Annotated in this window: 24 protein-coding genes; 22 read left to right on the top strand and 2 right to left on the bottom strand. The window is 64.8% G+C overall.

What is annotated here, in order from left to right:
* Positions 1–6: 6 nt before the first annotated feature.
* The 3 genes from ctaD to ROZ37_RS02375 are packed head-to-tail and all read left to right on the top strand — an operon-like array spanning position 7 to position 2,653.
* A complete protein-coding gene (gene ctaD, locus ROZ37_RS02385; RefSeq protein ID WP_312657189.1) occupies positions 7–1,605 on the top strand; it encodes a cytochrome c oxidase subunit I in 1,599 nt (532 codons plus the stop codon).
* Entirely contained in the window at positions 1,602–2,228 is a 627-nt protein-coding gene (locus tag ROZ37_RS02380) for a cytochrome c oxidase subunit 3 (protein WP_312657188.1), read from the top strand. The genes ctaD and ROZ37_RS02380 overlap by 4 nt, the downstream gene beginning before the upstream one ends.
* Positions 2,225–2,653: a cytochrome C oxidase subunit IV family protein gene (locus tag ROZ37_RS02375; protein WP_312657186.1), complete on the top strand. Its 429-nt coding sequence runs from the start codon at positions 2,225–2,227 to the stop codon at positions 2,651–2,653. The genes ROZ37_RS02380 and ROZ37_RS02375 overlap by 4 nt, the downstream gene beginning before the upstream one ends.
* 89 nt (positions 2,654–2,742) lie before the next feature.
* On the opposite strand, the gene ROZ37_RS02370 is transcribed toward ROZ37_RS02375, so the two are convergent.
* Together ROZ37_RS02370 and ROZ37_RS02365 are read right to left on the bottom strand one after the other, a co-directional pair.
* A complete protein-coding gene (locus ROZ37_RS02370) occupies positions 2,743–3,396 on the bottom strand; it encodes an alpha/beta fold hydrolase (protein ID WP_312657184.1) in 654 nt (217 codons plus the stop codon).
* 68 nt (positions 3,397–3,464) lie between these two features.
* Complete coding sequence (locus tag ROZ37_RS02365) at positions 3,465–3,734, bottom strand: hypothetical protein (protein WP_312657182.1); 270 nt, start codon at positions 3,732–3,734, stop codon at positions 3,465–3,467.
* A gap of 232 nt (positions 3,735–3,966) precedes the next feature.
* Between ROZ37_RS02365 and ROZ37_RS02360 the strand changes: the two genes are divergently transcribed.
* From ROZ37_RS02360 to ROZ37_RS02270, 19 genes are all read left to right on the top strand, one after another.
* Positions 3,967–4,863, top strand: coding sequence for a helix-turn-helix transcriptional regulator (locus ROZ37_RS02360; protein ID WP_312657180.1), 897 nt, complete (start codon positions 3,967–3,969; stop codon positions 4,861–4,863).
* 499 nt (positions 4,864–5,362) lie between these two features.
* Entirely contained in the window at positions 5,363–6,502 is a 1,140-nt protein-coding gene (gene bzdN / locus ROZ37_RS02355; protein ID WP_312657178.1) for a benzoyl-CoA reductase, bzd-type, subunit N, read from the top strand.
* A gap of 21 nt (positions 6,503–6,523) precedes the next feature.
* Positions 6,524–7,837, top strand: a complete 1,314-nt coding sequence (gene bzdO, locus ROZ37_RS02350) for a benzoyl-CoA reductase, bzd-type, subunit O (protein ID WP_312657177.1) — start codon at positions 6,524–6,526, stop codon at positions 7,835–7,837.
* A 31-nt stretch (positions 7,838–7,868) separates the two neighbouring features.
* The gene (locus tag ROZ37_RS02345) at positions 7,869–8,672 is read left to right on the top strand and encodes an acyl-CoA dehydratase activase (protein ID WP_312657176.1); all 804 of its coding nucleotides are present in this window, start codon (positions 7,869–7,871) and stop codon (positions 8,670–8,672) included.
* 35 nt (positions 8,673–8,707) lie between these two features.
* Positions 8,708–9,613, top strand: coding sequence for a benzoyl-CoA reductase, bzd-type, subunit Q (gene bzdQ, locus ROZ37_RS02340; protein ID WP_312657175.1), 906 nt, complete (start codon positions 8,708–8,710; stop codon positions 9,611–9,613).
* 103 nt (positions 9,614–9,716) lie between these two features.
* On the top strand, positions 9,717–9,998 hold the full coding sequence (locus ROZ37_RS02335) for a ferredoxin (protein ID WP_312657174.1): 282 nt from the start codon (positions 9,717–9,719) through the stop codon (positions 9,996–9,998).
* Between the two features lie 37 nt (positions 9,999–10,035).
* Positions 10,036–10,335: a hypothetical protein gene (locus ROZ37_RS02330; RefSeq protein WP_312657173.1), complete on the top strand. Its 300-nt coding sequence runs from the start codon at positions 10,036–10,038 to the stop codon at positions 10,333–10,335.
* 53 nt (positions 10,336–10,388) lie between these two features.
* Positions 10,389–10,841, top strand: a complete 453-nt coding sequence (locus ROZ37_RS02325) for a GNAT family N-acetyltransferase (RefSeq protein WP_312657171.1) — start codon at positions 10,389–10,391, stop codon at positions 10,839–10,841.
* A 27-nt stretch (positions 10,842–10,868) separates the two neighbouring features.
* Positions 10,869–11,510: a PHP domain-containing protein gene (locus ROZ37_RS02320; RefSeq protein WP_312657168.1), complete on the top strand. Its 642-nt coding sequence runs from the start codon at positions 10,869–10,871 to the stop codon at positions 11,508–11,510.
* A gap of 177 nt (positions 11,511–11,687) precedes the next feature.
* Entirely contained in the window at positions 11,688–14,237 is a 2,550-nt protein-coding gene (locus ROZ37_RS02315) for an FAD-dependent oxidoreductase (protein WP_312657166.1), read from the top strand.
* Between the two features lie 12 nt (positions 14,238–14,249).
* A complete protein-coding gene (locus ROZ37_RS02310) occupies positions 14,250–14,432 on the top strand; it encodes a hypothetical protein (protein ID WP_312657164.1) in 183 nt (60 codons plus the stop codon).
* Between the two features lie 187 nt (positions 14,433–14,619).
* Complete coding sequence (locus ROZ37_RS02305; RefSeq protein ID WP_312657162.1) at positions 14,620–15,399, top strand: enoyl-CoA hydratase-related protein; 780 nt, start codon at positions 14,620–14,622, stop codon at positions 15,397–15,399.
* A gap of 40 nt (positions 15,400–15,439) precedes the next feature.
* A complete protein-coding gene (had, locus tag ROZ37_RS02300; RefSeq protein ID WP_312657160.1) occupies positions 15,440–16,507 on the top strand; it encodes a 6-hydroxycyclohex-1-ene-1-carbonyl-CoA dehydrogenase in 1,068 nt (355 codons plus the stop codon).
* A 90-nt stretch (positions 16,508–16,597) separates the two neighbouring features.
* Positions 16,598–17,731, top strand: coding sequence for a 6-oxocyclohex-1-ene-1-carbonyl-CoA hydratase (gene oah, locus ROZ37_RS02295; protein ID WP_312657159.1), 1,134 nt, complete (start codon positions 16,598–16,600; stop codon positions 17,729–17,731).
* 141 nt (positions 17,732–17,872) lie between these two features.
* Positions 17,873–18,619, top strand: coding sequence for a 3-oxoacyl-ACP reductase FabG (gene fabG, locus ROZ37_RS02290; protein WP_312657157.1), 747 nt, complete (start codon positions 17,873–17,875; stop codon positions 18,617–18,619).
* A 178-nt stretch (positions 18,620–18,797) separates the two neighbouring features.
* Positions 18,798–20,399, top strand: a complete 1,602-nt coding sequence (locus ROZ37_RS02285) for a benzoate-CoA ligase family protein (RefSeq protein WP_312657155.1) — start codon at positions 18,798–18,800, stop codon at positions 20,397–20,399.
* Positions 20,400–20,856: 457 nt separating this feature from the next.
* Positions 20,857–22,044, top strand: coding sequence for an ABC transporter substrate-binding protein (locus ROZ37_RS02280; protein ID WP_312657153.1), 1,188 nt, complete (start codon positions 20,857–20,859; stop codon positions 22,042–22,044).
* An 84-nt stretch (positions 22,045–22,128) separates the two neighbouring features.
* Complete coding sequence (locus tag ROZ37_RS02275) at positions 22,129–22,995, top strand: branched-chain amino acid ABC transporter permease (protein WP_312657151.1); 867 nt, start codon at positions 22,129–22,131, stop codon at positions 22,993–22,995.
* Position 22,996: 1 nt separating this feature from the next.
* Positions 22,997–23,974: a branched-chain amino acid ABC transporter permease gene (locus tag ROZ37_RS02270; RefSeq protein ID WP_312657150.1), complete on the top strand. Its 978-nt coding sequence runs from the start codon at positions 22,997–22,999 to the stop codon at positions 23,972–23,974.
* The last annotated feature ends 11 nt before the right edge of the window (positions 23,975–23,985 follow it).

The following is a 23,985-nucleotide window of genomic DNA, read 5'->3' as shown; positions in this document are numbered from 1 at the left end:
CCGACGATGGCCGCCAGCTACCTCGAAGAAGGCTACAGCCTCGGCTCGTGGCTCACGACGTCGGACCACAAGCGCATCGCGCTGCTCTACTTTGCCGCGATCACGGCGTTCTTCTTCATCGGCGGGGCGGCGGCGACGATCATCCGGCTCGAACTGGCGACCGCACCGGACGAACTCGTCAGCGCCGACACCTACAACCGGCTGTTCACCGCGCATGGCGTCATCATGGTCTGGCTGTTCCTGATTCCGTCGATCCCGTCGGCGCTCGGGAATTTCCTGATGCCGATGATGATCGGCGCGCGCGACCTCGCGTTTCCGCGCCTGAACCTCGCGAGCTGGTACCTCTACGTTGGCGGCGGGCTGATGATCATCACGGCCCTCGTGCTCGGCGGCGTCGACACCGGCTGGACGTTCTACACGCCTTATTCGACGCTGTTCTCGAACTCGCATGTCGTCCTGACGCTCGCCGGCGTGTTCGTCGTCGGGTTCTCGTCGATTCTCACCGGCCTCAATTTCATCGTCACCGTGCACACGATGCGCGCGCCGGGGTTGACGTGGTTCCGTCTGCCGCTCTTCGTCTGGGCGAACTATGCGACGAGCCTGATCCTCGTGCTGGCGACGCCGGTGCTCGCGATGACGCTCGTGCTGCTCGCGATCGAGCGGATCTTCCAGGTCGGGATCTTCGATCCCGCGCTCGGCGGCGACCCGCTGCTGTTCCAGCACCTGTTCTGGTTCTACTCGCACCCGGCGGTCTACATCATGGTCCTGCCGGCGATGGGGGTCGCGAGCGAGATCATCCCCTGCTTCGCGCGCAGGCGGATCTTCGGCTACCGCTTCATGGCCTACGCGATCCTCGGCATCGCGGTGATCGGCTTCCTCGTCTGGGGCCATCACATGTTCGTCAGCGGGCAGGCCGTTTATGCGAGCCTCGCCTTTTCGCTGCTGAGCTTTCTGGTCGCGATCCCGTCTGCGATCAAGGTGTTCAACTGGACCGCGACCCTCTACAAGGGCTCGATCACGCTGTCGGCGCCGATGCTCTACGCGCTCGGCTTCGTCGGGCTCTTCACGATCGGCGGAGTGACCGGACTCTACCTCGCGTCGCTCGCGCTCGACGTGCACCTCACCGACACCTACTTCGTCGTCGCGCATTTCCACTACATCATGGTCGGCGGCTCGGTGATGGCCTACCTCGGCGGCGTCCATTTCTGGTGGCCGAAGATCAGCGGGCGGATGTACCCGGAGATGTGGGGGCGGGCGGCGGCGGTGTTGATCTTCTTCGGTTTCAACCTGACGTTCTTTCCGCAATACCTGGTCGGCGCGCAGGGCATGCCGAGGCGCTACCACGCGTACCCGGAGGAGTTCGAGCTGCTGAACGCACTGTCGTCGGCGGGCGCGTCGATCCTCGCGGTCGGCTATCTGCTGCCGCTTGTCTACCTCGCGTGGTCCCTGTTCTACGGCGCGCGCGCGGAACGCAACCCGTGGCAGGCGAGCGGGCTGGAATGGCAGACTGCGTCGCCGCCGCCCAAAGACAACTTCGACTCCGAGCCGCTCGCGGTGCGTGAACCCTACGACTATTGGCTGACCGGCGATGAGGCGAGGCCGTGAGCGCGGCCCGCCCGCTCGACACGCTCGCGGCGCCGGAGCAGCGTGCGCAGGCCGGGACGCTCGGGATGTGGGTCTTTCTCGCGACCGAGCTGATGTTCTTCGGCCCGCTCTTCTTCGGCTACTGGTACGGTCGCCTGCAGTTTCCCGACGCCTTCGCGGCGGCGAGCCGCGAGACCGACGTGGTTCTGGGGGCCGCGAACACGGCGCTCCTGTTGACGAGCAGCGCGTTGATGGCGGCCGCGGTCGAGGCCGCGCAGCTCGGCGCGCGACGCATCGCGGTGCGCCTGCTGGGTGCCACGGCCGCCCTCGGCGTCGTGTTTCTCGTCGTGAAAGGCGTCGAATACCATCACGAGTGGCAGGCGGGGCTCTTCCCCGGCGACGCTTCCGTTCTCGTCACCGGCGGCCGGTTGTTCTTCCTGCTCTATTTCGCGATGACCGGCGTGCACGCGCTGCACCTCGTGATCGGCATCACCGTCGTTGCGGCATTCGCCGTCGCGGGAGCAGGGGCGAAGCCGCGCTGGGGACCCGGGCAACTCGGGCTCGTCGGCCTTTACTGGCATTTCGTCGATGCGTTGTGGATCTTTCTGTTTCCGCTCCTGTACCTCCTGGGGCGCAGCGGATGAGCGCGCGAAAGCACCGCCCCTATCGACGGGCGCTGCGGGTGTGGATCGGGCTGATGCTCCTCCTCGCGGCGACGACGGGCAGCGCGTGGCTGCCGCTCGGTGCGTGGAACAGCGTCGTGAATCTCGTGATCGCGGCCGCGAAAGTGCTGCTCGTCGCGGTCTTCTTCATGCACCTGCGGGACGCCGGCGGCCTGGTACGGCTCGTCGCCTGCGTGGCGCTGTTCATGCTCGTGCTGCTCTTCAGCCTCGCGGCAAGCGACTACCTGAACCGGCACATCGATCCGGCGCCGTGGCAGCCGCCTCGGCAAGGGTCATCTTCTTTCGGCGAACCCGGTCAGCTTTCTTTGAACGTGCCACAGACCGTCGAGCACGGAGTCGAAGTAATACCGGAGCCCGCTGCGCTGGCCGACTTCGACTGTGCGTGAGCACACCGGGTATCACGGAATCCGCCACCGCCGCCGGTGGCTTCGTGACGGAAAACGCGCCGGAGTCGAACAATGGAGGAGGGCGGATGCTAGCGGCGCCGTGCTGCGTCCGCTGCCGCATCGGCCGCGCGCGCGGCAGTTCCGTGAAGAAAGTGGCCGCTGCCGAGGAAGGCGACGATCTGGTCGATGCAGGCGGTCGAGAACAGCATTTCGGAATGGGCGACGTGCAAGGTGACGCTGTCGGTCGCCTGCGCCAAGCGCGTCTCTTCGACCGCGACGATCCCGTCGTTCGGGCGGGGCAAGCCCGGAAGGAAGCGCCCGGTGCCCACGCTGCGGTCGCCTGAGATTACGCCGACCTCGAAGTCCTCGGGAATATGCGGGATGTCCTGCGAGGCCCAGTCGAGCATCGAACGTCCGACGATCGCGGACAGTCCCAAGCTCCGCGCGAGCGTCCTTGCGCAGTGCGATCCGCAGCAAGGCGCACCCATCAGCACCGCTCGACCGAGTCGCGGGTCACGGTGCTGCGAGAGCGCGTTCAGCACCAGTAGCCCGCCGAGGCTGTGGCCGACGAGGTGGATGCGGGGAGCGTCGAGTGATGTGACGAAGCGGTCGAGCGCGGCCGTGTTCGCCGCGAGTCCCTGGCGCACCGACGGGTAGGAAAAGGTGCGCACCGCGAAGCCGCGGCGAGCGAGTGCCTGGCGTTGCCGGAAAAAGACGATCCCATGCATCCAGAGCCCGTGCACCAGGACGATGGCGTCGGACGGCGTGCATGGGAGCGGGGGGGCGGGACTGCGGGAGTCCCGAGCGGAAGTCAGGCTTTCGGCTCGACTTCGAACAGGTGCAGGACCGACTGGAACGCGTCTGCGCTCACGCGCGGGTCGTACTTCGCCAGCAATTCGAGCTGACGGGTCTTCGTCGATTGCGGCGCAAGCGCGATGACGACTTCGCGCTCGACAAGGATCTCGTCCCGCATGCGTTCGGTGACGAACAGGAACGGGATCGGAATGTACAACTGGTCGGGCCCCTGGGTGTGATAACGCAGGTTCGCGAGCTGGGTTTCGTTTTCGGAATGCCGCTTCATTTCTTGTATGTCCCTCCTCTCATATTATTAAAGGCACATAAGCGCCGCGATCTACGTCGCATCCAAGCGATATGCACGGGGCGGAATGTTGCCTTCGCTCCAGGTGTGCCGCAATACCGGCATATGAGCAAGTCACGTACCGAATCGTTCGCCCCTAACGGAGTTATTGCATTTCCGCATGCGATTGTGCACTATAGTGCATGACTTAACGACGTTCCCGGAGAACGCACCGATGAGCACGGCAAACACCGACGGCAGACTACAACGACCCGATCTCTCCGTCGAAGAAAACGGCTACTTGATGATGCTCGGCGAACGCATTCGCGAACTCCGGGCGCGTCGCGGCATGACCCGCAAGATTCTCGCCCGGCAATCCGGCGTGTCCGAACGTTATCTCGCACAACTCGAAACGGGACACGGAAACATCTCCATCATATTGCTGCGCCAGATCGCCCACGGACTCGGACTGCCGATCGTCGATCTGGTTCGCGAGGAGGCCGAGCAACCGGCCGAACTCGCGCAACTCATCCAATACCTGAACCGATTGCCGCCGACGGCGTTGACGCGCGCCCGGCAACTGCTCGAAGCCGAAGTCGCGTCGGCGGGCGAGGCGTCGCGCCGCCAGCGGATCGCGCTGATCGGCCTGCGCGGGGCCGGCAAGACGACCCTCGGCACGATGCTTTCCGAGCATCTGGGCGTTCCGTTCATCGAGCTGGCGAAGAGGATCGAGCAGGACGCGGGTGCCGAACTGTCCGAGATTTTCTCGCTGTACGGACAGGCGGCATATCGCCGCTACGAGCGGCGCAGCCTCGAGGCGATCGTCGAAAACAACCCGCGCTTCGTGATCGTTCCGGGCGGCAGCATCGTCTCCGAATCGGCGACCTTCGACCTGCTGTTGTCGTCGTGCTTCACGATCTGGCTCAAGGCTTCGCCCGAAGAGCACATGTCCCGTGTCGTCGCGCAGGGAGACTATCGGCCAATCAAGGACAGCCGCGAGGCGATGGACGACCTGAAGCGCATCCTCGCCGGGCGGATCGCGATGTACGACCGCGCGGACGCGATCGTCGATACGTCAGGAAAGACGGTCGACGAGAGCTTCGCCGAAATGCTCGAAGTGCTCCGCGGCTGACTGCAGCCGTTCTCCGGTACCGCGCGACCGGTATTCGGTTGCCCGGTTAATCATTCCGGCCTCGACTCCGAGGCCGTTCCCCGGTACTCCCTTTCCCCCGCCATCCAGGCGACCGGCCGACCAAGCCCCGGCATCGTCCCCGGGCTTTCCATTTCCCGCACGCCTTGATTCGGACGCATCGGTTTTCGGCAATTCCCTTTGATGATGGGCGTTTCGCCTTCGCGCTCGCGGCGCCTGGTCTTTCCTCCGTTGTCTCTTCGTTCATGTTGCGATGCATCAAAATGCATGTGCTACCGGTTTTCACCCAATCCCTCTGCTGTTAACCGTTTAGAAAATGCACGGGAGTGCATCTCTAAATACGCTGCGTTTGACGTAGGTCAACTGCCGATGCATTCCGATGCGTAAGATGCGTAATCATGCAGGAACGGAAACATACTGCAGCGACGGCAAGATAATGCAGGCAACCGCAAACAGCGGACACATCAGAGGAGATAGTTCGATGAGCGATGGTTTGTTCGACCAGTTCAAGACCTGGTACGAGAAGCGCCACGATTACGCACGGGACTGGAAGGCGCGGACCGGCGGTCAAGTGGTGGCGACGATGTGTACCTACACGGCGGAAGAGTTGTTGATCGCCGCCGGCATGCTGCCGGTTCGGGTGCTCGGCGCCCACGAGCCGCAGAACGTGACCGAGCCGCACATTTTCGGCATGTTCTGCCCGTTCTGCCGCGATTCCCTCGCGCAGGGCTTGCTCGGCCGCTTCGACTACGCCGAAGGCGTGACGCTCACCCAGTCGTGCATCCAGTACCGCCAGACCTTCGGTTCGTGGCGTCTGCATGTGCCGACGGTGAAGTGGGACTACTACGTGCCGATGCCCAACGAGGTGCAGTCGCAGCACGCCCGCAAGGCGCACTACGAAGAGCTGAAGTCGTTCCGTACTTTCCTCGAGGCGCTTACCGGCAAGGCGATCACCGACGACATGCTGCGCGAGTCGCTCGCCGTGGTCGATGAGAACCGCCGTCTGCTGCGCGAACTGTACGAGTACCGCAAGGAAGACAACCCGAAGGTCACCGGTGTCGAGGCGCTGTACGCGTCGCTGACCGCGCAATTCACCGACAAGCGCGAGCACAACGAACAGCTGAAGAAGGTTCTCGCGGCGCTGCCGTCGCGTCAGGTGACCCGTCAGCAGGGCGTGCGCTTCATGACGATCGGTTCGGAAAACGACGACATCGCGTTCATGTCGATGGTCGAGTCGGTTGGCGCGACGATCGTGGCCGATGACCAGTGCTCGGGCAGCCGCTACTTCTGGAACGCCTCGAAGCCCGAGAGCGACGTGATCAAGGCGATCGCCGACCGCTACTGCGACCGTCCCGCCTGTCCGACGAAGGATTACCCGACCCATACCCGCTACGACCACGTTCTCGGCATGGCGAAGGACTTCAACGTCCAGGGCGCGATCTTCCTGCAGCAGAAATTCTGCGATCCGCACGAGGGCGATTACCCGGATCTGAAGCGTCATCTGGAAGAAAACGGTATCCCGACGCTGTTCCTGGAATTCGACATCACGAACCCGATCGGCCCCTTCCGCATCCGCATCGAGGCATTCCTCGAGACGCTGGGCGAAGAAGAGCTGTTCTGAACTGACTGCGGAGAGAGAACGATGAACGCAATGGCAAACAAGTACCCGACCGAGCCGCTGAAGCTCTGGGGCAAGGCAAAGGAACTGCGCGAGCAGTACTACATGAACTACGCGCGGGCGAAGGAGAAGGGCGGTCTGCGCTGGTCCGGTTCCGCGTGGGCGCTCGACGCGCTGCCCGCTGGCCTCGGCAACGACGTTTATTCGCTGACCGGCGAGCCGTACGCGGCGGCGGTGTCGCACGACCGCAAGTTCGCCAAGGAATGCATGGACGCCGCGGAAGCCTACGGTTTCGCCCGTGACCTGTGCTCCTACATGCGGATCTACTGGGGTGGCATGCACCTGAACAAGTACGCGTTCGGCGGCGAGTTCCCGAAGGCCGACTTCGTGTTCCAGACGCAGATCTGCTGCTCGCACTCGAAGTGGTACCAGCACGTCGCGAAGGAAGAGCAGATTCCGCAGTTCTACGTCGATGTCGGCGTCGGTCCGTACAAGGACATGACCGATGCCCGCCTCGACTATGTCGCGGGTCAGCTGCACGACGGCGTCGAGTTCCTCGAGAAGTCGACCGGCCGCAAGTTCGACGACGAGCTCTTCATCAGGGCCGTCAAGAACGAAATGCGTTCGACGTCCCGCTGGGCCGACATCTGCGCGCTGAACAAGGCGAAGCCGGCTCCGCTCGACGAGAAGACGATGTACTCGCTGTACGTGCTCTGCACGCTGTCGAAGTCGTCGCAGTGGTGCGCGGACTTCATGGACGAGCTGTACGAGGAAGTGAAGGATCGTGTCGCCCGCGGTATCGCTGCGGTGCCCAACGAGGCCGTGCGCATGATGTCGGACACGCAGCCGCCCTGGTCCTTCCTGAAGATCTTCCGCTACCTCGAGACCTACGGTGCGGTGTCGATCGGCTCGCTCTACACCTTCGCGCTCGAAGGCATCTGGGAAGACAAGCCGGATGGTTCGTGGGGTGGTCGCACGCTGCCGTGGAACAAGGGCATCGAGATCAACGACCGCGACACGGCGATCCGCCTGTACGCCGACTGGAACCTCTCGAAGCCGCAGTGGCAGCACTTCTACAACCCGCAGCTGAAGTCCGAAATGATGCTTCGCATCATCAAGGAGTGGGGTGTCGATGGCGTGATGCTGCACCTGAACCGCGGTTGCGAAGGCTTGTCGCTCGGCATCATGGAAAACCGCCTGGCGATCGCCAAGGCCGGCGTGCCGGTCATGACCTTCGAAGGAAACATGGGCGACGAGCGCGAATTCGACGAAGTACGTACCCAGGCTCGCGTCGATGCGTTCATGGAGCAGCTCGGGCTGCGCCGCCAAGCCGCCTGATGGATAACCGAGAATCTAGGAGGAGATGAGGATGATTACCGCTGGAATCGACATGGGCTCCCGCAGCGTCAAAGTGGTGCTGCTCGAAGAAATCAACGTGGAAGGCAAGCCGACCTTCGCGGTCAAGAAGGCGCATCTGATGATGCCGGGCGACCTCGACGCCGACCAGGCGGCCGACAAGGCTTTCGCCGACGCGCTGGCCGCGGCCGGTGTGACGCGTGACCAGGTGAAGTCGGTCTTCGCGACCGGCGCCGGGCGCAACCAGGTCGGCTTCGCGACCGAAGGCGTCACCGAGATGACGGCCGGCGCGAAGGGTGCGGTGTTCATGTTTCCGCAAGCCCGCACGATCGTCGATGTCGGTGCCGAGGAAGGCCGCGGCATCAAGACCGATCCGGATGGCAAGGCGATCGACTTCGCCGGTAACGAGAAGTGCGCCGCCGGGGCCGGTTCGTTCGCCGAGGCGATGAGCCGCGCGCTGCAGCTCACGCTGAAGGAATTCGGCGAGGCGAGCCTGAAGTCGGACAAGAGCATCCCGATGAACGCGCAATGCACCGTGTTCGCGGAATCGGAAGTGGTGTCGCTGATCCACTCCTCGACGCCGAAGGAAGACATCGCGAAGGCGGTGCTGGATGCGGTGGCGAGCCGGGTCTGCGCGATGGTGCGGCGGGTCGGCATCGAGGGCAACGTCGTGCTGATCGGCGGCATGGCCCACAACCCCGGTTTCGTCCAGTCGCTGAAGAACGCGATGGATGTCGATCAGGTCACGCTGCCCGAACTGCCCGAGTACGTCAGTGCTCTCGGATGCGCGCTGATTGCGGCCGAGCGCCTGCACTGAACCCACGCGATAGACACGGATAAAGGAGCGATCAAATGAATGCAGAAGTTGCTGCGGCTACCGCCCCCGAGAAGAAGGAATTCTGGCGCTGGCAGGAAAACACGGTCTGGGACGAGAACAAGGACTGGCGTGATTCCAAGATCATCACCTGCGGTATCGACGTCGGTTCGGTGTCGTCGCAAGCGGTGCTGGTCTGTGACGGCGAGCTCTACGGTTACAACAGCATGCGCACCGGCAACAACTCGCCGGACTCCGCGAGGAACGCGCTGCAGGGCATCATGGACAAGATCGGCATGAAGCTCGAGGACATCAACTATGTCGTCGGCACCGGCTACGGCCGGGTGAACGTGCCCTTCGCCCACAAGGCGATCACCGAGATCGCGTGTCACGCCCGCGGCGCGAACTACATGGGCGGCAACGCCGTGCGCACGATTCTCGACATGGGCGGCCAGGACTGCAAGGCCATCCATTGCGACGACAAGGGCAAGGTCACTAACTTCCTGATGAACGACAAGTGCGCGGCCGGTACCGGGCGCGGCATGGAAGTCATCTCCGACCTGATGCAGATTCCCATCGCCGAACTCGGCCCGCGCTCGTTCGATGTCGAAGTCGAGCCGGAAGCCGTGTCGTCGATCTGCGTCGTGTTCGCGAAGTCGGAAGCGCTGGGCCTGCTCAAGGCCGGCTACACGAAGAACATGGTTATCGCCGCGTACTGCCAGGCGATGGCCGAGCGCGTGGTGAGCCTGCTCGAGCGGATCGGTGTCGAAGAAGGCTTCTTCATCACCGGCGGCATCGCGAAGAACCCGGGCGTCGTCAAGCGTATCGAGCGCATCCTCGGCATCAAGGCGGTCGATACGAAGATCGACAGCCAGATCGCCGGCGCGCTGGGTGCAGCGCTCTTCGGCTACACGCTGATGCAGAAGCAGGCCAAGGCCGCGTAAGTAGAACAGGCCGAACCACCGGCGGCCGACCCGGACCTGCCCCAGGGATTTCCTGGGGCTCCGGGCGGCCGGTAGGCGGCGAAACATTTTTCGGGAGAACGACATGATCGCGAACTACGGCTACAAGGATGGTTCCGGCGAGTACTACATCAGCATCAACACGGACAAGTGCATCGAATGCTCCGACCGCGGCTGCCTGACGGCCTGTCCGAAGGAGATGTTCGAAATCATCACCGACGACTACGACGATGAAGTCGCCTGGGTGAAGAAGGAAAAGACCCGCGCGCTGGCGTACGACTGCGCCGAATGCAAGCCGGCCGGCGGCTACACGTCGCTGCCCTGTACGGCGGCCTGCACCCCGGGCGCGATCAAGCACTCCTGGTGAGGTACGCGAGATGAAGACGACGACAGGCGAGACCGCAATGAGCACGAAGAAGCTGATCCCGATCAAGCTGGCCGGCTCGACCACTCCTGAAGAGGATGTCGAAGAGCGCCTGGTGCGCCAGGGCTGGAAGCGCCTGACGACGATCGGCGAGCCGCGTCTGTCCGAGATCGCCGAAGCGTATCGCGGCATGGGTTTCGAAGTGCATGTCGAGGTCTGGAAGAGCGAAGGCGACGGCTGCAACACCTGCCTCGACGCGGATACCGAAATGGGCAAGATCCTGGGCACCGTCTATACCCGCCCGGGCAACGGCCAGAAGAAAGACGACGAGCTTTTCTGAACGAGCGACGCGCCTTCGGGCGCGGACCCTGGTGACACTTAGGAGGAAGGCAAATGGCGGACAAGAAGCGTGTAATGCGGGTGCTGAACAAGGACGACCTGAACGCGGTCGTCAGGATCGACGCGGCGGCTTCGAAGGAAGAGCGTCGTGAGTACTACCAGCGCAAGGTCGACGCGACCGTCAACCCGAAGCACAACATCAACGCGTCGCTCGTCTGTGAAATCGACGGCAAGGCGGTCGGCTTCGTGATGGGTGAAGTGTATTTCGGCGAGTACGGCATTCCCGAGACCACCGCGACGATCGACACGATCGGCGTTGATCCGGAATACCAGAACCACGGCGTCGCGAGCGAGCTGCTCGACCAGTTCATGATGAACATGAAGGCCGCGGGCGTCAGCAAGGTCTACACGCTGGTGAACTGGGACGACTTCGCGCTCGAGAAATTCTTCTCGCGTCAGAAGTTCACCCCGTCCAAGCGCATCAACCTCGAATACACCGTCGCCTGATCACGGCAAACACCGGGAGCCTTCGCCATGTGGATCGACTGCCATTGCCATACGAAATACTCGTACGACAACTGGCTCGAGCCGGTGAACCTGATCCGGCGGGCGAAGGCGCTCGGCCTCGACGCGGTGTGCATCACCGAGCACTACTCGTATGAAGCGTCCGAGCCGGTGGAGCAGGTCGGCCGCGATGAGGGGTTGCTCGTGTTGCGTGGCGTCGAGATCGCGACCGACCGCGGCCACATGCTCGCGTACGGCGTCGAGGACGACGGCTGGAACATCTGGGGGCGCAACAACTATCTGCCGATCGCCGAGGTTGTCGAACATATCAACCGGCTCGGCGGGATCTGCGTGCCGGCCCATCCGTTCCGCGAAATCGGTGTCTCGAGCCTGCTCGAAGGGCTGCTCGACCTCGGCGGAATCGCGGGCGTGGAAACGCACAACGGCGGCAACCGCGACAGCGACAACGATCTGGCGATGAGCGCGGCGGGACACATGCGACTCCCCTCGCTCGGCGGCAGCGACTGCCACAAGACGGAAGCGGTCGGACGCTGTGCGACCGAGTTCCTGCAGCCGGTGACGGACATGAAGAGTTTCATCGCGGCGGTCAGGGCCGGAGCTTGCCGGGGCGGTTACTTCCCGGGCTACCTGCAGGCCGCGCTTGCCGCGTAAGTACTAACGGAAACCAGGAAAACGTCGGCGGGAGAACCGCGGACCGGACTGACGAAGCGAAGTCCGGCCACGGCGGGAAACGAAGCTCCCGCCGCAACCAACAGACGCAGTCGCCGAATCCGGCGGCTGCACAGAGCGGATCGAACCGCCGACAGCAGCGTTTGAGGAGATGGAGTCATGGAAGGCGCACAGACAACCGAAATCAGATGGTGGAAGGCGAGCCGCAAGACCGGAATGCCGGAGTTCGGCGCGCCGGTGAAGCTGACGATCGACGGCGTCGAGGTCGAAGCGCCCGCCGGCGCGTCGGTGCTCAACGCGGCGACGGCCGCCGGACTCTACATCCCCGCGCTGTGCGCGCACCCCGATCTCCCGCCCGCCGGCCAGCGCGGCGCCGGCGACGGCGGCTGCAATCTCTGCATGGTCGAAGTCGAGGGCACCGACGGCCTCGTCAAGGCCTGTTCGATGCCGGTCGAAGCCGGTCTCGTGATCAAGACGCAATCGCCCGCGATCCAGGAATCGCGCCAGGCGAGCCTCGCGAAAGTCCTCGGGCCGCACCCTCACGTCTGCCTCACCTGTCCGCAGCGCGAAGGCTGTTCGCGCTCGCAGTGCTCGTACGGCAACCCGGTCGAAACCCGCTGCTGCACGATCTTCTCGAGCTGCGAGCTGCGCAAGGTGTCGGACTTCATCGGCATCCCGAACACGACCCCGCCCTATAAGCCGGTGCAGTTGCCGGTCATCAAGAACGAGCCGTTCTTCGACCGCGACTACAACCTCTGTATCGACTGCCGCCGTTGCCTCGTCGCCTGTAACGACGTGCGCGGCGTCGGCTGTCTCGAAGTCAAGGAAGTCGAGACGCCGCAAGGCAAGCGCACCTACGTCGGCACGATCGCGCCGACGCTGATCGAATCCGGCTGCACGTTCTGCCAGGCCTGCGTGACGGTGTGCCCGACCGGCGCGCTGATGGACCGCACGCTCGACCCCGCGCACCGCGAAGAGTCGATGGTGCCGTGCAAGTCCGCCTGTCCCGCCGGCATCGACGTGCCGCGCTACGTGCAGCTCGCAGCCGAAGGCAAGTACGGCGAGGCGATCGCGGTCGTCCGCGAAAAGCTGCCGTTCCCCGGCATCCTCGGCCGCGCGTGCTTCGCGATGTGCGAAACCGCGTGCCGCCGCGGCCAGCTCGACGATCCGCTGTCGATCCGTAACCTCAAGCGCATCGCCGCCGACAACGACACCGGCCTGTGGCGCGAGCATTCGAAGAGGCTGCCGGCGACCGGCAAGAAGGCCGCGATTATCGGCGCCGGCCCGGCCGGTCTGACCGCCGCGTACTACCTCGCGAAGCAGGGCCACACGGTCACCCTTTTCGACGCCCAGCCCGCGGGCGGCGGCATGGCGCGCTACGGCATTCCGTCGTACCGCGTGCCGGCCGAAGTCATCGACGACGAGATTGCCGAAGTCGCGGCGGTCGGGGTCGAGTTCCGGTTCGAGACGCGCATCGAGAACGTCGATGACCTCTTCGCCGACGGCTACGAGGCGGTGTTCATCGGCATCGGCTGCCAGGGCGGCGACAAGCTCGGCATCCCCGGCGACGACCTGCCCGGTGTGGTCGACAGCCCGACCTATCTGCAGGCGGTCACGATGGGGCTGGTGAATACGCCCGACGGCATCCAGACCGGCAAGAAGGTCGCGGTGATCGGCGGCGGCAACGTCGCGACCGACAACGCGCGCTCGTCGCGCCGCTACGGCGCCGACGTCGACATGGTGTATCGCCGCACCCGCGAGGAAATGCCGGCGCGCCAGGACGAGTTCGACGGCTGCCTCGACGAGGGCGTGAATATCCGCTACCTGCTCGCGCCGAAGAAGATCGAGCCGGGCAGCAACGGGTCGCGGCTGGAGATCACCTACGCGAAGATGAGCCTCGGCGAAGCCGACGCGTCCGGGCGCCGTCGTCCGATCGAGACCGGCGAGGAAATCACCGAAGGCGTCGATCTCGTAATCTCGGCTGTCGGCCAGCATCCGAAGCGCTTCGAAGGTTTCGGCGTCGCGACCGACCGCAAGGGCCGCATCACCGTCCGCGAGGACTCGATGCTGACGAGCCGGCCCGGCATCTACGCCGGCGGCGACTGCGTGCTCGGACCCTCGACGCTGATCGAGTCGGTCGCCCAAGGTCGCGTCGCGGCTTCGGCGATGGACCTCGCGCTCGGCGGCGACGGCGACATCTCGGAAGTGCTGCTGCGCGACGGCTGGGAAACGAACCCGTGGATCGGCCGCAAGGACGGCTTCAACAAGGTCCGCAAGTTCCACCCGATCCTGCTGGCGCCCGAAAAGCGCAGCGGCTGGGACGAAGTCGAGCTCGCGTTCGACGACGCGACCGCCCGCGCTGAGGCTGCGCGCTGCTTCAAGTGCAACCTCGCGCCGAAGATCGCCGACGCGGTGCTGCCGCCGGAGACGTCGCTGAAGTTCGACGAGGCGTCGATCGCCGCGGTGCCGACCGAGGCGGGCGTGTTCCAGCTGCTCGACGACGACAAAAACGTGCTGATGATCAAGGGTGTCGAGAATCTGCGCGAAGGCCTGACGGAGCAGCTCGAACGCGGGGCCGACGCGACGAACTTCGTGTTCGAGGAAGCGGCGATGTTCACCTCGCGCGAAAGCCAGATGATCCAGGCCTATCTGCAGCAGCACGGAAAGATGCCCGGAGGCGGATCGGACGAACTCGACGACCTGTTCTGAGGAGGAACGGACATGGGACAGGTCATCGATTTCTGGTCGGCCGAGGAAGTCCGGCCTGCCTTGTCGGCGGATGCCAAGTGCCGGTGCACGAACTGCGGCGCGGACCTGTGGCACATCCGCTGCGACGGCGAAGTCTGCTGCGCGGACTGCGATGCGGTGTGTCCGTACCGGCTGCAACGCCGGGATCAGGAATGAGCCGCGCGTCGGACATCGCCTGCGGCTCAGACCGATCTACAGCGGCCCCCAGGGCGGATCGCAGGTCGGGCTGAGCGAAGCGAAGGCCGACGCGGGGATCGAGCCGGAACGGAAGCAAGAGAAGCAACCAATACCAGCCATCAACCGAGAGAAGAACCGGGAAATAACGGGGAACACGGGAGACACCATGACGCAATCGCAATTCCAGTTCATCACCTACGGCGTCGCCGACGGCCTCGCGACGCTGACCATCAACCGGCCGCCGTTCAACGTTCTCGACATCCCGACGATGGAAGAGGTCAATGCCGCGCTCGACCTGTGTCGCGCGGCGACCGACGTCAAGCTGCTCGTCATCACCGGCGCCGGCGACAAGGCGTTCTCGGCCGGCGTCGAGGTCGCGGACCACACGCCGGACAAGGTCGAGCGGATGATCGAGGTGTTCCACGGCATCTTCCGGCGCATGCAGGAGCTGCCGATTCCGACGCTTGCCGCGGTCAATGGCGCGGCGCTCGGCGGCGGCATGGAAGTCGCGATCGCGTGCGACATGATCGTCGCGTCGGCGAACGCGAAGTTCGGCCAGCCGGAGATCAAGCTCGCGGTATTCCCGCCGATCGCCGCGGTGCTGCTGCCGCGCCTCGTGGCGCCGGCGCGCGCGATGGAGCTGCTGCTCGGGGGCGAGAACATCGGTGCCGACGAGGCGAGGGCGATCGGGTTGGTGAATCGCGTATTCGCGAAGGAGTCGTTCCGCGACGAGGTCGCGGCCTTCGTCGCCCCGTACCTCGCGCTGTCGCGCGCCGCGCTCGCCTCGACGCGCAAGACGATTCGCGCCGCCGCGGGCAAGCCTTTCGGCACCGCGCTCGACGCGGCCGAGAACATCTACTTGAATGAGCTGATGGCGACCGAGGACGCGAAAGAAGGGCTAGCCGCCTTCCTCGAGAAACGCAAGCCGGTGTGGCGCAACTGCTGAGCCGCGACCTACGACCGAACGAAGATAAATGGAGACGAACGTGATTCCACAATTCATCGATACCTGGCAGATGACCGAGCCGGGCACCCTGAAGAAGACCCAAGTGCCGATGCCGGACCTCGCGCCGGGTGACGTCGTCGTCAAGATCGCCGGCTGCGGCGTCTGCCACACTGACCTGTCGTACTTCTACATGGGCGTGCCGACGGTGCAGAAACCCCCGCTGTCGCTCGGCCACGAGATCTCCGGCACCGTGATCGGCGGCGAACCGTCGATGATCGGCAAGGAAGTCATCGTCCCGGCGGTGATCCCGTGCGGCGAGTGCGAGCTGTGCCATACCGGTCGCGGCAACCGCTGCCTGAGCCAGAAGATGCCGGGCAACTCGATGGGCATCTACGGCGGCTATTCGAGCCACATCGTGGCGCAAGCGAAGTACCTGTGCGTGGTCGAGAACCGTGGTGCGACGCCGCTCGAGCATCTCGCGGTCGTCGCCGACGCGGTGACGACGCCGTATCAGGCGGCCGTGCGCGCGGACCTGAAGAAGGACGACCTCGTGATCGTCATCGGCGCCGCCGGCGGCGTCGGCAGCTTCATGGTCCAGACCGCGAAGGGCATGGGCGCGAAGGCCGTCATCGGCATCGACATCAACGAGGAAAAGCTCGTGATGATGAAGGACTTCGGTGCCGACTTCATCATCAACCCGAAGGACAAGAGCGCGAAGGAAGTCAAGGAGCTCTTCAAGGGCTTCTGCAAGGAGCGCGGCCTGCCGTCGAACTACGGCTGGAAGATCTTCGAGGTCACCGGCAGCAAGCCCGGCCAGGAGCTCGCGCTGTCGCTGCTGTCCTTCACCGGCAAGCTCGTGATCGTCGGCTACGGCACGGCCGAGACGACGTACATGCTGTCGAAGCTGATGGCCTTCGACGCCGAGATCATCGGCACCTGGGGCTGCCCGCCGGACCGCTATGCCGCGGTACGCGACATGTGCCTCGACGGACGGATCCAGCTCGGGCCTTTCGTCGAGACGCGTCCGATGAGCCAGATCGAGCAGGTGTTCGACGAGGCGCACCACGGCAAGCTCAAGCGGCGGGTCATTCTGACGCCGGACTTTTGACGCGGCAACGCGACATATACCGCCGGCCGAACGGGAGGCCGGCGGCGCACCATCACCAACGCAATGCACTAAAAGGATAGGAGACTCGACATGGCACTCGATTGGCTGCCCCGCGACAACGAAACCAAGGATCACGCCCTGCTCGGTCACGAGCATTTCGGCACCGAGGCGCCCTCGGTCATCTTCGAAAAGCGTCCGGTGACGGACCCGCAGGGCAAGCAGGTTCCGGGCCTGTACTCCGCGTGGATCATTCTCAACAACCCGAAGCAGTACAACTCCTACACGACCGAAATGGTCAAGGGCATCATCGCCGGGTTCCAGCGCGCCTCCGGTGACCGCACGGTCACGACGGTGGTCTTCACCGCGATGGGCGACAAGGCGTTCTGCACCGGCGGCAACACCGAGGAATACGCGTCCTACTATGCCCGCCGCCCCAACGAGTACGGCGAGTACATGGATCTGTTCAACGCCATGGTCGACGGCATCCTGAACTGCAAGAAGCCGGTGATCTGCCGCGTCAATGGCATGCGCGTCGGCGGCGGCCAGGAAATCGGCATGGCGACGGACATCACGGTCACGTCCGACATGGCGGTGTTCGGCCAGGCCGGCCCGAAGCACGGCAGCGCGCCGGACGGCGGTTCCACGGACTTCCTGCCGTGGATGCTCAACATGGAAGACGCGATGTACAACTGCATCTCGTGCGAGCCGTGGAGCGCGTACAAGATGAAGTCGAAGAACCTCATCACCAAGGTCGTGCCCGTGCTGAAGAGCAAGGATGGCGAATGGGTCCGCAACCCGCTCGTCCGTACCGATGCCTACGTCGATGACGGCGAGCTGGTCTACGGCGAGCCGGTCGCGGCCGACAAGGTGCAGGCGGCGAAGGATCTGATCGGCCAATGCACGACGGACTTCTCGCGCCTCGACGCGGAGGTCAATGCGCTCGTGTGGAAGTTCACGAACCTCTTCCCGCAGTGCCTGATCAAGTCGATCGATGGCATCCGCGGCAAGAAGAAGTTCTTCTGGGACCAGATGAAGCTCGCCAACCGGCACTGGCTCGCGGCGAACATGAACCACGAGGCGTACCTCGGCTTCACCGCCTTCAACAACAAGAAGGCGACCGGCAAGGACGTCATCGACTTCATCAAGTTCCGCCAGCTCGTCGCCGAAGGCGCCGTGTTCGACGACAACTTCGCCGAGCAGGTCCTCGCGAAACCGAAATCGTAGTTTTCAAGGCCTCTCCCTTCCCGGGGTGAGGGCGGACCACCGTCCTTAACTCACCCCATTTTTTTTCCATTTCGGGAAGAGCGAGGAGTGCGGCTCGCGCAGTCTCGACGGGCCGCTTCCCGCCCATAAAGGGGACCACAGATGCAACTGAAGGACAGGGTCGCAATCGTGACCGGCGCCGGGCAAGGCATCGGCGCGGCGGTCGCTGCGGCGTATGCGCGCGAAGGCGCGAAAGTCGCCGTCATCGATCTGAACCTCGACGTCGCCCAGCGGACCGCGGCGGAGATCGTCGAACGCGGCGGCGAGGCGATCGGCATCGCCTGCGACGTCTCGAATCGCGAACAGGTCGAGGCGATGGCGGGCGAAGTCGAAAAGCGCTGGGGCCGGATCGACATCCTCGTCAACAACGCCGGCATCACGCGCACGGCGATGCTCAACAAGATGACCGGCGAGCAATGGCAGCAGGTGCTCAACGTGCATCTCAACGGCGCGTTCAACTGTCTGCAGGCGGTCGTCGGCGGCATGATCGAACGGCGCTACGGCCGCATCGTGTACGTGACGTCGGCCGCGGGCGTGCTCGGCACGATCGGGCAGATCAATTACAGCGCCGCGAAGGCCGGCATCCTCGGCATGACGAAGAGCACCGCGAAGGAGCTCGCGCGCTACAACATCACCGCGAACGCGATCGCGCCCGGAGCGGCAACGCCGATGACCGAGACGATCCGCACCGACGAGCGGTTCAAGGAAAAATACCTGGACCGCATCCCGCTCGGCCGCTGGGCCGAGCCCGAGGAGATCACGCCGGTGTTCGTGTTCTTCGCGTCGGACGCTTCGAGCTACGTCACCGGTCAGGTGCTCGCGGCCGACGGGGGGATGACGATCAACTGACGAGGAGTCGATGCGGGGCCGCTCAAGCGGCCCCGCTCTTTCGGGCCGTCGCGGGGGCGGCCGTCAGTGCGCGCGGCTGCAGCGCCGCGCGCACCGACGGACACGGGGCGACGACCGCAAGTCCGGGGCGGCGCAAGCCTGCCCGGAGAAATAAGAGCAGAAACAGGAGACGAGGAAGATGGCAGAACTCAGCAGCGCCGACCAAGGGACGACACCGCCGCGGATCACGATCCCGCGCGATTACAACGCGGCTCACGACCTGATCGAGCGCAATCTGCGCGCCGGACGCGGCAGCAAGATCGCCGTCATCGACGACCGCGGCAGCTACACCTACGCACAGCTCGCCGAACGGGTCGACCGCTTCGCGCATGCCCTGTCGGAGCTGGGCGTCCGCATGGAGGAGCGGGTGCTGCTGTGCCTGCTCGACACGGTCGACTTCCCGACCGCCTTCCTCGGCTGCATCAAGGCCGGCGCCGTGCCGGTGCCGGTGAATACCCTGCTCACCGCCTCCGACTACAGCTACATGCTGCGCGACAGCCGCGCGCGTGCGCTGGTCGTATCTTCGCTGCTGCTGCCCGCGTTCGACAGCGCGATCGAGGGAAGTCCGTTCGTCAAGAACGTGATCGTCTCGGGCGGCGACGTCGGCACGCGCGGCGGCCACCTGGACTTCGCCGAGCTGGTCGACGCGCCGCGTCCGCCGTTCGAAGCGGCGCTCACCTGTGCCGACGATCCCTGTTTCTGGCTGTACTCGTCGGGCTCGACCGGCGCGCCGAAAGGCACCGTGCACGTGCATTCGAGCCTGATCACCACCGCGGAGCTGTACGCGAAACCGGTGCTCGGCGTGACCGAGGACGACGTCGTGTTCTCGGCCGCGAAGCTCTTTTTCGCCTACGGGCTCGGCAACGGGCTGACTTTCCCGCTCGCGACGGGTGCGACCGCGGTGCTGATGTCCGAGCGTCCGACGCCGGCGTCGGTGTCGAACGTGCTGCGCAAGCACAAGCCGACGATCTTCTGCGGCGTGCCGACGCTGTTCGCGTCGATGCTCGCGAGCCCGGAGCTGCCTGCACGCACCGAAGTGGCGGTGCGGCGCTGCTCGTCGGCCGGCGAAGCGTTGCCGGCGGACGTCGGGCGTCGCTGGACCGAGCACTTCGGCGTCGAGATCCTCGACGGCCTGGGCTCCACCGAAATGCTGCACATCTTCCTGTCGAACCGCGTCGGCGAAATCCGCTACGGCACCAGCGGCAAGCCGGTTCCGGGCTACGAGCTGCGCCTGGTCGGCGACGACGGCGAACCGGTCGCGCCGGGAGAGCCGGGCGAGCTGCAGGTGCGCGGGCCGACGAGCGCCGCGTACTACTGGAACAACCGCTCGAAAAGCCGCGACACTTTCGCCGGGAATTGGACGCGCAGCGGCGACAAGTACTCGCAGGACGCCGACGGAAACTTCGTCTACGCCGGCCGCAACGACGACATGCTCAAGGTCGGCGGCATCTACGTGTCGCCGATCGAAGTCGAATCCGCGCTGATCACGCACGAGGTCGTGCTCGAGGCCGCGGTCGTCGGCAAGGCCGACGTCGATGGACTGATCAAGCCGCTCGCGTTCGTCGTGCTGAAGCCCGGCCTGAAGCCTTCGACTGAGCTGCCGGACGAGCTCAAGCGGCACGTGAAGGCTAAGCTCGCGCCGTACAAGTACCCGCGGTGGATCGAGTTCGTCGAAGAGCTGCCGAAGACCGCGACCGGCAAGATCCAGCGCTTCAAGCTGCGGTCGCAGTCAGCGAACTGAGATCGCCGTCAACGTGTGCTCCGGGCCGGCTCTCGCGTCCGGAGCCGAGTTACTGAAGCGGATGTTAAACGAGTCGGTCGACGGGCGCCGGCGGGGCTTGCGCAAGCTCAGTCGGCACGGTCGTCATCGAACCGGGACCATGGTTCGGCTGTTCGCACCGGGGCCACCGGAAGTTCGCTGCCCGCGCGGCAGCGAACTCGGTCAAAAGTGCATCCGACAGCCCGGCCGATTGCGGTCGGATTCTGAGCGCACGGTATGAGACAGCGGCTCTGACGTTCGACGTAACTGTGTGTATCCTGAGGTTGTAGTCGATCGCAGGGGCCGGCGCGCAGCTCGAAGAGCGAAGCCAGAGGCCGATGCGGAAAAGAGCACTACAAGTCCGCCGGCGGAAACGCCGGCGCCGCAGCAAAGAAGTCATACGAGCCGGAAAACCGGCCATGCCTCTGGAGGAGATGCCATGAGAAACGGGTACAACCGCCGTAATTTTCTGCTGTCCGGGTTCGGAGTCGCCGCGGGCCTCGTGCTGCCGTCGGCGCCGCTGTTCGCCCAAGGCGCGAAGAAGGTCCGGGTCGGACTGATGCTGCCCTACACGGGCACGTACGCAGCCCTCGGCAACGCGATCACGAACGGGTTCAAGCTCGCGGTGGAGCAGGGCGGCGGCAAGCTCGGCGGCCGCGAGATCGAGTACTTCACGGTCGACGACGAATCCGACGCCGCGAAGGCGCCGGAGAACGCGAACAAGCTGATCAAGCGCGACAACGTCGATGTCCTCGTCGGCACGGTGCATTCCGGCGTCGCGCTCGCGATGACGCGCGTCGCGCGCGAGACGAAGACGCTGTTGATCGTCCCGAACGCCGGCGCGGACGAAATCACCGGGCCGCTGTGCGCGCCCAACATCTTCCGCACGTCGTTCTCCGCGTGGCAGCCTGCCTACGCGATGGGCAACGTGATGGCCGAGAAGAAGCACAAGAACGTCGTCACGCTTTCCTGGAAATATTCGTTCGGCGAGCAGTCGGTCGCGGGCTTCAAGGAAGCGTTCGAGAAGGCCGGCGGCAAGATCGTCAAGGAAATGTACTTGCCGTTTCCGAACGTCGAGTTCCAGCCCTATCTCACCGAGATCGCCGCGCTGAAGCCCGACGCGGTGTTCGTGTTCTTTGCCGGCGGCGGCGCGGTGAAATTCGTCAAGGACTACGACGCGGCGGGCCTGAAGAAGACGATCCCGCTGTACGGCTCGGGCTTCCTCACCGACGGCACGCTCGAAGCGCAGGGGGCGTCCGCCGAAGGCCTGCTGACGACGCTGCATTACGCGGACGGGCTGGATATTCCGAAGGACAAGGAGTTCCGCGCGGCGTACGCATCGGCGTTCAAGATGCAGCCGGACGTGTATGCGGTGCAGGGCTACGACTCGGCGCAGTTGCTCGCCGCGGGCGTTGCCGCGGTCGGCGGCGACGTGTCGAAGCGCGCCGAGCTCATCAAGGCGATGGAAGCGGCGACGATCGACAGCCCGCGCGGCAAGTTCACGCTGTCGAAGGCGCACAACCCGGTGCAGGACATCTACCTGAGGAAGGTCGAAGGCAAGGAGAACAAGGTCGTTTCCGTTGCGGCCAAGGCGCTCGCGGATCCCGCGCGCGGCTGCCGCATGTAACGCTCCGGTCCGGGACTCGCGTCCCGGATTTTGCCTGACCGACATTATCCGGACGCCGACAAGCGCGTCCGGAGGGGAGTCCGCATGGATTTCACGACCTTCCTGATCCAGCTGCTGAATGCGCTGCAGTACGGGTTGCTGCTATTTCTCGTTGCCAGCGGCCTGACGCTGATCTTCGGCATCATGGGCATCATCAACCTCGCGCACGGCAGCTTCTACATGATGGGCGCGTACATCGCGTTCTCGCTGACGTCGCTGACCGGCAACCTGCTGACCGCCGTCGTGCTCGGGATCGCGCTCGCTGCCGCGATCGGCTTTCTGCTCGAGTGGGCGCTTTTCTCGAAGCTCTACAAGCGCGACCACCTCGACCAGGTGCTGCTGACCTACGGCCTGATCCTGATGTTCGAGGAGGTGCGCAGCGTGATCGTCGGCGACGACGTGCACGGCGTCGCGATCCCCCAGCTGCTGTCGGCATCGGTGCAGCTCTCCGAGACCTTGAGCTACCCGGTGTACCGGCTCTTCATCTCCGCGGTGTGCATCGCGCTCGCGGTCGCGATGTACTGGCTGATCCGCCACACGCGGCTCGGCATGATGATCCGCGCCGGCAGCAGCAACCGCGAGATGGTGCAGTCGCTCGGCATCGACATCGACCTGGTCTACCGGCTGGTGTTCGCGCTGGGCGTCACGCTCGCAGCCTTCGCCGGCATGCTCGCCGCGCCGGTGTCGTCGGTGTATCCGGGCATGGGCAACCAGGTGCTGATCATCTGCTTCGTCGTCGTCGTCATCGGCGGTGTCGGCTCGATCTGGGGCGCGCTCGTCGCGGCGCTGCTGATCGGACTTGCGGACACCTTCGGCAAGGTGATCTTCCCGGAGTACGCCGGGCTCATCGTCTATCTGCTGATGGCCGCGGTCCTGCTGTGGCGGCCGGAAGGCATTTTCCGGAGGATCTGACATGACCCCCGCGCTCAAGAATCCACGCAACGCACTCATCGCGACGCTGCTGGTGCTGTCGGTGTTCCCGCTGTTCGGCTCGGACTATTACAACGAGCTGGTGACGAAGATCATGATTATGACGATCTTCGCGATGAGCCTCGATCTGCTCGTCGGCTTCACCGGGCTCGTCAGCTTCGGCCATGCGGCGTTCTTCGGCGTCGCGGCCTACGCGGTCGTGCTGCTGTCGCCGCAGTACGAGGCGGCGAGCCTGTGGCTCGTGCTGCCCGGCGCGGTGGCGGTCGCCGCCGCGGTCGCGTTCGTCGTCGGGCTGTTCGTGCTGAGGACGAAGGGCATCTACTTCATCATGGTGACGCTCGCGTTCGCGCAGATGATCTACTTCATCTTCCACGACTCGCCACTCGGCGGCGGCTCGGACGGCGTGTTCCTGAACTTCAAGCCGGAGCTCAGGATCGGCGACACGCTGCTGCTCGACCTCGGCGAGCCGCGTCTCTTCTACTACTTCGTCCTGCTGTTCCTCGTCGTCGCGTACGTGTTCCTGCGCGTGCTGCTGCGCTCGCCGCTGGGCCACGCGCTCGCCGGCATCAAGAGCAACGAGCACCGCATGGTGTCGCTCGGCTTCCCGGTGTTCCTGTACAAGCTCGCCGGCTTCGTCATCGCCGGCGGTCTCGCCGGGCTCGCGGGCTTCCTGTCGGCGTGCCAGTTCGGCTTCGTGACGCCGGAGCTGCTGTCGTGGCACCAGTCGGGCAACGTGCTGCTGATGGTGATCCTCGGCGGCATCGGCAGCCTCAACGGCGCGGCGATCGGCGCGGTCGCGTTCGTCGTGCTGCAGGAGGTGTTCTCGGCGGTCACGAAGCACTGGCAGTTCCTGATGGGCGCGGTGATCGTGCTCGTCGTCATGCTGTTGCCGGGCGGCCTGTCGAGCGTTCCGGGGCGGCTGCGTCGCCTGCTCGTCGGGGGAGGTTCGAATGGGCGTTGAACTCACATGGA

Origin of the sequence: Aromatoleum sp., assembly GCF_032027225.1 — a bacterium.
Classification (GTDB): Bacteria; Pseudomonadota; Gammaproteobacteria; order Burkholderiales; family Rhodocyclaceae; genus Aromatoleum.
The sequence above is the reverse complement of the archived record's forward strand: the minus strand, read 5'-3'. Positions and strand labels throughout refer to the sequence as shown.

Coding starts and splice junctions, on each gene's coding strand:
- ctaD (WP_312657189.1), top strand. CDS start 7: ATGGCCGCCAGCTACCTCGAAGAAGGCTACAGCCTCGGCTCGTGGCTC.
- ROZ37_RS02375 (WP_312657186.1), top strand. CDS start 2,225: ATGAGCGCGCGAAAGCACCGCCCCTATCGACGGGCGCTGCGGGTGTGG.
- ROZ37_RS02365 (WP_312657182.1), bottom strand. CDS start 3,734: ATGAAGCGGCATTCCGAAAACGAAACCCAGCTCGCGAACCTGCGTTAT.
- ROZ37_RS02360 (WP_312657180.1), top strand. CDS start 3,967: ATGAGCACGGCAAACACCGACGGCAGACTACAACGACCCGATCTCTCC.
- bzdN (WP_312657178.1), top strand. CDS start 5,363: ATGAGCGATGGTTTGTTCGACCAGTTCAAGACCTGGTACGAGAAGCGC.
- bzdO (WP_312657177.1), top strand. CDS start 6,524: ATGAACGCAATGGCAAACAAGTACCCGACCGAGCCGCTGAAGCTCTGG.
- ROZ37_RS02345 (WP_312657176.1), top strand. CDS start 7,869: ATGATTACCGCTGGAATCGACATGGGCTCCCGCAGCGTCAAAGTGGTG.
- bzdQ (WP_312657175.1), top strand. CDS start 8,708: ATGAATGCAGAAGTTGCTGCGGCTACCGCCCCCGAGAAGAAGGAATTC.
- ROZ37_RS02335 (WP_312657174.1), top strand. CDS start 9,717: ATGATCGCGAACTACGGCTACAAGGATGGTTCCGGCGAGTACTACATC.
- ROZ37_RS02330 (WP_312657173.1), top strand. CDS start 10,036: ATGAGCACGAAGAAGCTGATCCCGATCAAGCTGGCCGGCTCGACCACT.
- ROZ37_RS02325 (WP_312657171.1), top strand. CDS start 10,389: ATGGCGGACAAGAAGCGTGTAATGCGGGTGCTGAACAAGGACGACCTG.
- ROZ37_RS02320 (WP_312657168.1), top strand. CDS start 10,869: ATGTGGATCGACTGCCATTGCCATACGAAATACTCGTACGACAACTGG.
- ROZ37_RS02315 (WP_312657166.1), top strand. CDS start 11,688: ATGGAAGGCGCACAGACAACCGAAATCAGATGGTGGAAGGCGAGCCGC.
- ROZ37_RS02310 (WP_312657164.1), top strand. CDS start 14,250: ATGGGACAGGTCATCGATTTCTGGTCGGCCGAGGAAGTCCGGCCTGCC.
- ROZ37_RS02305 (WP_312657162.1), top strand. CDS start 14,620: ATGACGCAATCGCAATTCCAGTTCATCACCTACGGCGTCGCCGACGGC.
- oah (WP_312657159.1), top strand. CDS start 16,598: ATGGCACTCGATTGGCTGCCCCGCGACAACGAAACCAAGGATCACGCC.
- fabG (WP_312657157.1), top strand. CDS start 17,873: ATGCAACTGAAGGACAGGGTCGCAATCGTGACCGGCGCCGGGCAAGGC.
- ROZ37_RS02285 (WP_312657155.1), top strand. CDS start 18,798: ATGGCAGAACTCAGCAGCGCCGACCAAGGGACGACACCGCCGCGGATC.
- ROZ37_RS02280 (WP_312657153.1), top strand. CDS start 20,857: ATGAGAAACGGGTACAACCGCCGTAATTTTCTGCTGTCCGGGTTCGGA.
- ROZ37_RS02275 (WP_312657151.1), top strand. CDS start 22,129: ATGGATTTCACGACCTTCCTGATCCAGCTGCTGAATGCGCTGCAGTAC.
- ROZ37_RS02270 (WP_312657150.1), top strand. CDS start 22,997: ATGACCCCCGCGCTCAAGAATCCACGCAACGCACTCATCGCGACGCTG.